A 7,535-nucleotide genomic window follows, 5' to 3' on the forward strand; every position below is an offset into this window, starting at 1 on the left:
AGGAGGACTCTGAACAGACGCATTACGAATCGGCCTCCGTGTCGCCGAAGAACTCATCGAGCGCGTCGTAAATCTCGCGCGCCTGTTGTTCATCAAAGCTCGCGACCGACGGGCCAGCGAACGCCGACGGTGGGTGTGCGACCGTGAAGAACCCGCCCGGCGTCGTGTCGGGGCCGACTTCGACGCGGTGTTTGCGTTTGGGCGAGATGTCGATCGTTCGGCCACGTCCGCCGTCGGTCATCACCCGCGGCTTCCGAGCGACTGTGTCCTCGTCTGGGGACACTAGATGGTGCTCAGTCTCGTCGGTCCAGTGCGCCCACACGTCGTTGCACGAGAGGCACATCACGTTGAACTCGTCTTGCTGTTGGAGGTCGCCATCGCAGTCGTCTCGAGGGCAGTCTTCGTCGTCCCAACAGTAGCCGGCAGTCCCGCCGTCGGTCATGAGTCGGTCGGCGGTCGTGTCGTGTTCGTCCCACACCGCGCTGTATTGGCCGACCCACTCGTGGTCGTGATCGATCACGCCGAAGAAGTTCGTCACCCAGCTTACGGCCCGTTCGTAGGCCCGACTGGTATCTGTATCAGTGTCGCAATGGGTGAGTTCCCACCATGTGTTCGCGTGGTTGATCGTTGTGGCGTCCCGCAAAGCATCCCATTCGGAGGTGATCGATTCCGAATCTCGACTAGGTGCCTCGAGAGTGATCGTCGCTTGTGTTCCGCCGTCGGTTCGAATCTCCCGTCCTTCGATTTCGGCGCGCGTCTCCGGGTCGGCTTCCGCGAGTTGGGCTTCGACCACGCCCGCGTGCGAGTTCGTCTCCCGCGTCTCGCCCGCCCGAAGCGCGACCGTCCGGTCACGCGCCGGTCGGTAGCCGAGTCGTTGCGTGCGGGATTCGAATCCCCAGTCGCGCTCGAGGTCGCCCTCGTCCGCGAGTTTCTTGCATCGGTTTCGAGCCGTCGACTCGACGATCGGGAGGTCAGCCGCGACCGTCTCGGGAAGGACGCCCCCACCACCGACGGTCTGGTCGTTCTCGTAGCACTCGGTGACGCGCTCGAGGAGTTCGGCGTCCGTTACCTTCTGTTCGACCGGGTTTTCGGCCATTATTCGACACCCCCGAGTGCCGCAGTAGCCGGCGCGTCGGGTGCGACGTCCTCCGCTGGCTGTTTTGCTGGGTCGTCGTGACGAACGCGGCTGAACAGGTCTCGCTTCGAGAGCGTGAACGAGTCGAGTTGCTCGCCATCGGCGTGAATCTCGAGGATGTACGGCGCGTCGCACTCGGGCGTCTGCGGCCAGACGAACTCCGTCGTGTCGTCGACGTCGACGACCAGGACTTGGCCCGCCTCGAGCGCGGTCGCGTCCGGGTGTCGGTGGCCCGAGGGTTCCGTCGTTCCCTCGGGTTCTGGTTCGGGCTCGGCGACCGTTCCGCCGTCCGTCGCGATCGGCTCCGGCGTCGGGTCGGGTTCAGGAGTGATCGGCTCGCCGGTGAGCTCGCGTTCGCGCTCGTCGATGTAGCCCATTGCCTCGTCGAGATCGCCGCCCGACAGGATCTGTTTCGCGACTGCGCGGTACGCTTCGAGAAGTTCGCGGCTCTGGATGCCTGCGATTCGGGCCTCGGCGAGATCCTTACTCGATTGAAGGAAGCGCGCCGGGTCCTCTCCGTACTGTTCCTTGAGCTTCGGGAACTCCGCACGGTCGCCGACGTCCGGGTTGAAGGCCTTGCGGGTCATCGCGTGGCCTCCTTGAGCGTGAGGAGTGTGTCGTACGCGCGGTCGTACGTTGGCGTCGCCGAAAGAACGACATCGGGCGTCTGTCGTGCTACGGTCTGACGGCTCGCGTCAGCCGGCTGTTCGGTCTGTGAATCTGCTCCACTAGTGTTAATACTCTGGGTTTGGAACTGTGTCATGCTTCGTGGGATTGGTCTTTGGATAGTCGTCGCACGAAGCAACCCGGCCGCAGTGTGTGCCACCACACTGCATTCCGCGACGATTCTGGAGCGAACCACCGCGAGGCGAGATGCTTCGTTACCTGTTACATTCAGTTGAAGTGACTTAATACTTCCCATTGGTCAGCGTGATGCACGGGATTTAAGAGAGTTGCAACCGTATTATATGGTAATGACAGAGCGGTGCGGAAACGACGATAATGACAGCTACGATGAGAAATTCATCGAACAACAGTACGAACAGACATACACTGATACGGATTTTCTCGAGGCTATTCGCGAGTGTTCGGTGGCGTCCACAGGGAAGGTCGCCGACGAGATCGGTTGTAACAGAACCACGGCGTTGCGCCGATTGGATACGCTCGAGGAACAAGGCACGGTCGCAGTAGATGGCGAGGTCGGACGGACGAGAGTGTGGGCGGTAGTCGACGAATAGATCGGGCGGTTACTCGAGATCGCCGATTTCGATGTTCTGCTCTTCGTAGTACGGACGGCTTTCGTCATCTCCGAGCTTGTCTTTCGCCTGTCGCCGCGTCTTGTAGACAGCTTCCCGATCGACACCGCGGGAGGCGTGCCACCGGTCGACGTTTTGGTTCGAAGTGAGTGAGCCCGGTCCCGTGTCCAGCGCCCAATAGTCCAGAGCCTCTGTCGGCGTCATTCCGTGCTGGAGTAGATACATCATGGAGAGTCGTGCGTGATACAGCGCCGCCCGCCAGTGTTCGGGGTAGCGGATGAAGTACGGGAAGTAATCGTGCGTGAGTGCGTCTGCATAGCCCGTCGGTCGATCGACGTCGAACTTCCAAATCGCTGCTTGGTTCTGGTGTGCGTCCGTGATTGCGTTGAACGTCTCCGTGTCGAACTCCAGTTCACGAACTGGTTCGCTTCGGTACAGCTCTGGCGGGACGAAAGCGAAGAACACGCCTTCGCTATCGTAGACCAAGTGGTTCTGTGCGCCGCCACGAAGCCATGCGCGTTCGTAGTAGTCGTTGAGGTTGTTCTCGAGAGCCTTCTGGAAGCGCCCGAGTGCGTCGTCGAGTTCGTCGTACGTGATTTCGGACATCGCCGCAGCTTCCTTTGTCGACTCTTCAGTGAGTGGATTCAACGACGATCCGTTGGAATTTGGTTCAGATACCATTTCATAGTTAACGATACGTTCACTCGATAAAACTTTTTCGTCAGAGTGAACGTTTCGTCCGTGTGGAGGTGGGGCGTCGTTCAGAACCTGTCCGATTCTCGATATAGAGTAAGCAACTTTCAGGGAATATTTTTTTCTTGGTCAGAATCCCTCCGAGAGTCCGGGCAAGGGTCAGAGAGGTTCAGACGGTCGCGAGAGTAGAGAACGACAGTGCAGACAGGGACACGACCGACAGAACGATAGATTCCACGACCAGCCATGATGAGACTGAATCACCCGGGACTAGACAGATACTAAAGATGTGCCAACTACTGCCGTATTAAGTTTTTAACGAAACTCTTAAATGCTGTAGTATTCTACTAGACCGCAGTCAGTCTTTTGAGGCAAGGAGAAGGGGAACGTAGCCGCAGCCGGTCCCGCAGCTTGCTCTATCGCTGTTGTACGGGGTGTTCGTTATCTGCGCCCGAGAGACTCTCTTGTGGCCGTCTGGAATGCCCTGAGACCTGCCTACACGTTCGGAGGGAATATTGCAAAGAAAAAAATATCCCGCCACTGTTAAGCATCGGATTTCTTTCCAAGTGAGAAATCGCAAGAGGGCGGGCAGATTCATCCCACAAGAAAATCTCTCCCAATCGTAATTCTTGCCGCTTTTCTCCCTGTGTGAGATTTTTCTTTGAGTTTTCCTCCAATTTCTGATACTGATTCACTCTACTGCCGACGATGGCTATATACGACAACCGTCTGTTGTCTCTCCTATGGGACATTCTTCGAGTGGACGAACTCCACAAACACTCGCGAACGAGCACAATATGTTCGACAGGCTTTGCGAGACGATCTCTTTGCCCGGGATAGATTCCAAGGTCGTTCAAGCAAGCGTTCTCCAGCTCGTCGGAGGATCTCGCCATGAGCGAAACGTTGGCGCTGCGATCCGCGGTGATATTCACCTCGCTGCTGTTGTAGACGCGAGCGTGAACCTTTCGAGGTTCATCTCTGTACTCGAGGACCTCTCACAATCTCCTGCGCATCTCAATGGGACAAGTACAACGCTCACAGGTGCCGTTGGAACTGTTAAAGGGGGCTCACTCACTCCTGGTCCGTTGCTTGACCGGGAGGTGTCCTCAGTGTTCATCGAACGGTTCGACTCGACGAACTCAAACGTTTCAGAAGCACTACAACAGATTCTCGATACAGGCTCGTACTCGTTCACAAAATCAAATTACCGATCAACAGTCAGTGCACCCGGCTCAGTATTTATCGGACTGAACCCGAAATATGGTTCGTTCGACGATTACGAGCCGATCGGGGACCAACTGCCTCTCACACCTGGAGTAGCACAGGCCGTCGATCTGGTGATTAGCAACACACAAGACTCTGAACCGTTCGAAAGCGCCGAGAAAAGCCTCCCCGGTGATGTCGCAGCGGAGTATATCCAAGCTACTACAACCATCGAACCGCGGTTCACGACCGAAGCGACGGAAACGATCGACTCCTATCTTTCTGAATACGAGTCCACAATCGAAGAAATGGAGAATAGCTCTAGTTCGCCCCTGCTCTTCAGTCCCGATCGCGTACGCGAGTCGATGCACCGGCTCGCAGAGGCCCACGCAAAAAGCAACCTTGAGTCCGAAGTCACCGCGGAGAACGCCGGCCAGGTCCTTGACCTTGTGAAAAGCGTGCATTCCTCGATCGGGATTGACACTGAACTGAATACAGGGACTTACGATGGGGATGTTGTCGAAGCTGGCACATCAAAATCACAGCGCGACCGCATCAAGAACCTCAAACAGGTCATCTCAGACATCGAAACCCGGGAGAACGCGGCCGATCCCGAGTTAGTGCTTGAACGGGCTGATGAAATCGGGATGAATAGGACCAAGGCAGAACACGAGATAGAAAAACTGAAACAAAAAGGTGAGATCTACAGCCCGCCCCATTGCGAAGATGGCGCACTACGGACAACATAGGCTGTAATCAACTTTCTTCGACCACCGGACCCACTCTATCCACTGAAAAATTATACAGATACGTACGTACCTTTCGAGAATCTTTTTCTGAGAGACAAAGCACAAGCTATCGGCCGCGGCTTACCGTCTCCTCTCGCCGTCCTACACCACTCGTTTGGTGACGGTTGCGAGCTGGCCGTTCTTTGGCGTCTGGTCACCAGTTTCGAACTTGACGACGGCCTTACTGTCGAGGTCCTCGTCCCGAAGGTCGTCGTCCTCGAGTTCAAGTACCTCTTTCACAGCGACGTAACGTGCGAATGGGTCTGCCGATTCGTAGGACTTGAGCCGCTTCTTTAACACACTGCTGACGTAGTGCATTGGATCTTCGTACTCTTCGGAGTGCTCGAGATCACTGGCTTGTAGCGTCTGTTGGAATGGCCTCTCGGTGACGATCGCCGAGAGCGTTTCGAGGTCGGATCGGAACTCGGCAAGGTCTTCGATCCAGTTTGCGACGTCCCCGACCGTGGCGTCTCCACCCTCGACGTTGCTCTTTCTCCACGTATCGAAGTCGACGGCGGCGATATTGTCGTCGAGACTTCGCTCCGTGAGCGTAACCAGGTGCGGAATCCCGTCTTCGCGCGCACTCTCTGTCGTGTACTGTCGCCCGTCGTCCTCGTTCGGATGCGAGGCGAAGTGTTCGCGAATCAGCGGTTCATACTGGTCGATCTTGTATCGGAGGCCGCTTTCGTAATCGGCACGTCGGACTCGGTGCCCGAGGTAGTCTTTTATTTTCTGTTCGATCAACGTATCCGAAACGGCGTCTGCCTCGTGGCGGATCACTGCGGCAAGAATCTTCGCCGTCACCTTCTGGTTGTTCTTGAGCACCTCGGGCTCGACGCGATCGGGGTGAATCTCGAGTTCGTCACTCCAGTGCTGGTCAACCGCGTCTTTCAGTTCGTCCCATGAGAGTGCGACGCCACTCGTCGCTAAGTCCTGTGGTGAGTAGGTTGGCGTGTAGCTTGGTGCGGTTGCGGGCTGAACTGCGCCCCCATCTGGTTGGGGAACCTGCGCAGGCCCGTCGCCTCCTGTCCGGTATTTCTCGTCGACGTCTTCCGGCTCAATTTCACCAGCCATGAGCGCACTCACATCGACAACGCCATCGCGAATCGCGCGTGGGTGAATGTCGCCCGCAACTCTCGAGTAGAACTCTTTAGCGATGTGTTTGAGCCCGGCCGACTGCGAACAGTCGAGCATATCATACGATACTGCTTCGATGAGTTCCTTCTCTTCGGAATCTGCTTGTACTGAAACGTTTGTCATTGGCGACCACCTCCAATGGTCGCACGGCCCGATCTGCGAGACATCGAAACTTGCTGCCCACCCGTCTGAGGAATCTTGCCAGTATTTGAGGGGAGATCTATAATTCCGAAACCCGACAACAAAAAAGGTGTATTAGATCCTTTCTGGTTGTGGGTGTGGCCCCCTCCGACCTCACGTCCGGTTAGCTGTGAATGTCGTGTCTCTTTACGTCCGCAACGCTCAAAATTAGGCGCTCTATCTGGCGAGTCGGTGGGATTGGTCTTTGGATCTTGCATTGTAGTTGTGTTTGTCGTAGTCAGTACGCCCGTAGCGGCTAGCCTGTGCCACCAGGCCTCGCTCCAGGGAATCGTTACGTGCGCGCGTTCATCGTCCTAACTCAACCTCGCCGACTCCGAACAGTTCGACAACTGGTTCGATCCAATCCGGCACGCGCTCGGGGAGCTCGTCGCGACCGGCGACGCCAGTCAGTTCGGCGAACGGTGCGCCCTCGAGAATGAACGTCTCTCCGCGACGGTGGATCTCGAGGACTTGGTGACCGATTCCGACCGCTCGAAGGGTCACTTCACACGTAACCGACGGCGGTACGTCCGCGCCGACGTCGGCCAGCGAGATCTCGACCGAATCGCTTTGCGTATTCAACTCCGTGACTGACATACTACCTGATGAGTTCTGGAAGCCCTTGAATAGCCATTGGAGATTTCCGAATTTCCGAAAGTCCGGATTTCCCCAACGATTGTTGGCAGTTGGTTTATGGTCGCGCGTGGTGTCTGTCATAGTAGGCGTCAGTTTCGGACGTCGTGGACGGCGTGGTTAGAGCACGCCCGTCCGCTTTTCGTAGGGACAGGTTACCCGTCCAGAGCGTCGTATCTGCTGACACTCACCCTGTTGTTAGTCAGTCACTATAAAGCTTGGCACCAAACAATGCCACAACTTACAATATTATGCGCATCATAGCAATATTTAATGCCTAATGAGATTGTATGGTATGGAACTAAGAAGATGACATGGCTATTGCGCGGTAGATGCGCCCGCGTGTTGCATGGATGACTGGGAACGATGACTCTATACTGGAGTTTCTCGGTGAACGCGACGTTGCCCTTTCGCCACGCGGACTAGACATCAACCTCGAGCGCGAAGGGATTGCGATCTCTTACCGGACGATCAATAGGCGACTCAAGCAGTTGCACGAAAAGGGCTTGG

General features: G+C 56.4%; 7 protein-coding genes. 2 read left to right on the plus strand and 5 right to left on the minus strand.

Annotation, left to right across the window (positions count from 1 at the left end; translation table 11 throughout):
• Positions 1-22: 22 nt before the first annotated feature.
• The 3 genes from BLT08_RS22340 to BLT08_RS22360 all read right to left on the minus strand — a co-directional run bounded on the left by BLT08_RS22340 (position 23) and on the right by BLT08_RS22360 (position 2,997).
• Entirely contained in the window at positions 23-1,096 is a 1,074-nt protein-coding gene (locus tag BLT08_RS22340; RefSeq protein ID WP_090312504.1) for a hypothetical protein, read from the minus strand.
• Positions 1,096-1,722 (minus strand): hypothetical protein, encoded by a 627-nt coding sequence (locus BLT08_RS23260; RefSeq protein ID WP_175529417.1) that lies wholly within the window; start codon positions 1,720-1,722, stop codon positions 1,096-1,098. Before BLT08_RS23260 ends, BLT08_RS22340 begins: the two co-directional genes overlap by 1 nt.
• 660 nt (positions 1,723-2,382) lie before the next feature.
• On the minus strand, positions 2,383-2,997 hold the full coding sequence (locus BLT08_RS22360; protein ID WP_090312510.1) for a hypothetical protein: 615 nt from the start codon (positions 2,995-2,997) through the stop codon (positions 2,383-2,385).
• A gap of 830 nt (positions 2,998-3,827) precedes the next feature.
• Here BLT08_RS22360 and BLT08_RS22365 point away from each other — a divergent pair.
• Complete coding sequence (locus BLT08_RS22365; RefSeq protein ID WP_090312512.1) at positions 3,828-5,036, plus strand: minichromosome maintenance protein MCM; 1,209 nt, start codon at positions 3,828-3,830, stop codon at positions 5,034-5,036.
• A 141-nt stretch (positions 5,037-5,177) separates the two neighbouring features.
• Here the strand turns inward: BLT08_RS22365 and BLT08_RS22370 are convergent, their stop codons facing one another.
• Positions 5,178-6,335, minus strand: a complete 1,158-nt coding sequence (locus tag BLT08_RS22370) for a hypothetical protein (RefSeq protein ID WP_139171354.1) — start codon at positions 6,333-6,335, stop codon at positions 5,178-5,180.
• Positions 6,336-6,698: 363 nt separating this feature from the next.
• Positions 6,699-6,989 (minus strand): hypothetical protein, encoded by a 291-nt coding sequence (locus BLT08_RS22375; protein ID WP_090312517.1) that lies wholly within the window; start codon positions 6,987-6,989, stop codon positions 6,699-6,701.
• A gap of 389 nt (positions 6,990-7,378) precedes the next feature.
• Between BLT08_RS22375 and BLT08_RS22380 the strand changes: the two genes are divergently transcribed.
• On the plus strand, positions 7,379-7,535 hold a 157-nt coding region (locus tag BLT08_RS22380), incomplete at its 3' end, for a winged-helix domain-containing protein (RefSeq protein ID WP_281245287.1).

The sequence above is a fragment of the Natronorubrum texcoconense genome, from assembly GCF_900100335.1.
GTDB classification, from domain to species: Archaea; Halobacteriota; Halobacteria; order Halobacteriales; family Natrialbaceae; genus Natronorubrum; species Natronorubrum texcoconense.

What these genes read in the sequence shown, in the direction of transcription:
- BLT08_RS22340 (WP_090312504.1), bottom strand. Translation starts at nt 1,096, where the DNA reads ATGGCCGAAAACCCGGTCGAACAGAAGGTAACGGACGCCGAACTCCTC.
- BLT08_RS23260 (WP_175529417.1), bottom strand. Translation starts at nt 1,722, where the DNA reads ATGACCCGCAAGGCCTTCAACCCGGACGTCGGCGACCGTGCGGAGTTC.
- BLT08_RS22360 (WP_090312510.1), bottom strand. Translation starts at nt 2,997, where the DNA reads ATGTCCGAAATCACGTACGACGAACTCGACGACGCACTCGGGCGCTTC.
- BLT08_RS22365 (WP_090312512.1), top strand. Translation starts at nt 3,828, where the DNA reads ATGGGACATTCTTCGAGTGGACGAACTCCACAAACACTCGCGAACGAG.
- BLT08_RS22370 (WP_139171354.1), bottom strand. Translation starts at nt 6,335, where the DNA reads ATGACAAACGTTTCAGTACAAGCAGATTCCGAAGAGAAGGAACTCATC.
- BLT08_RS22375 (WP_090312517.1), bottom strand. Translation starts at nt 6,989, where the DNA reads ATGTCAGTCACGGAGTTGAATACGCAAAGCGATTCGGTCGAGATCTCG.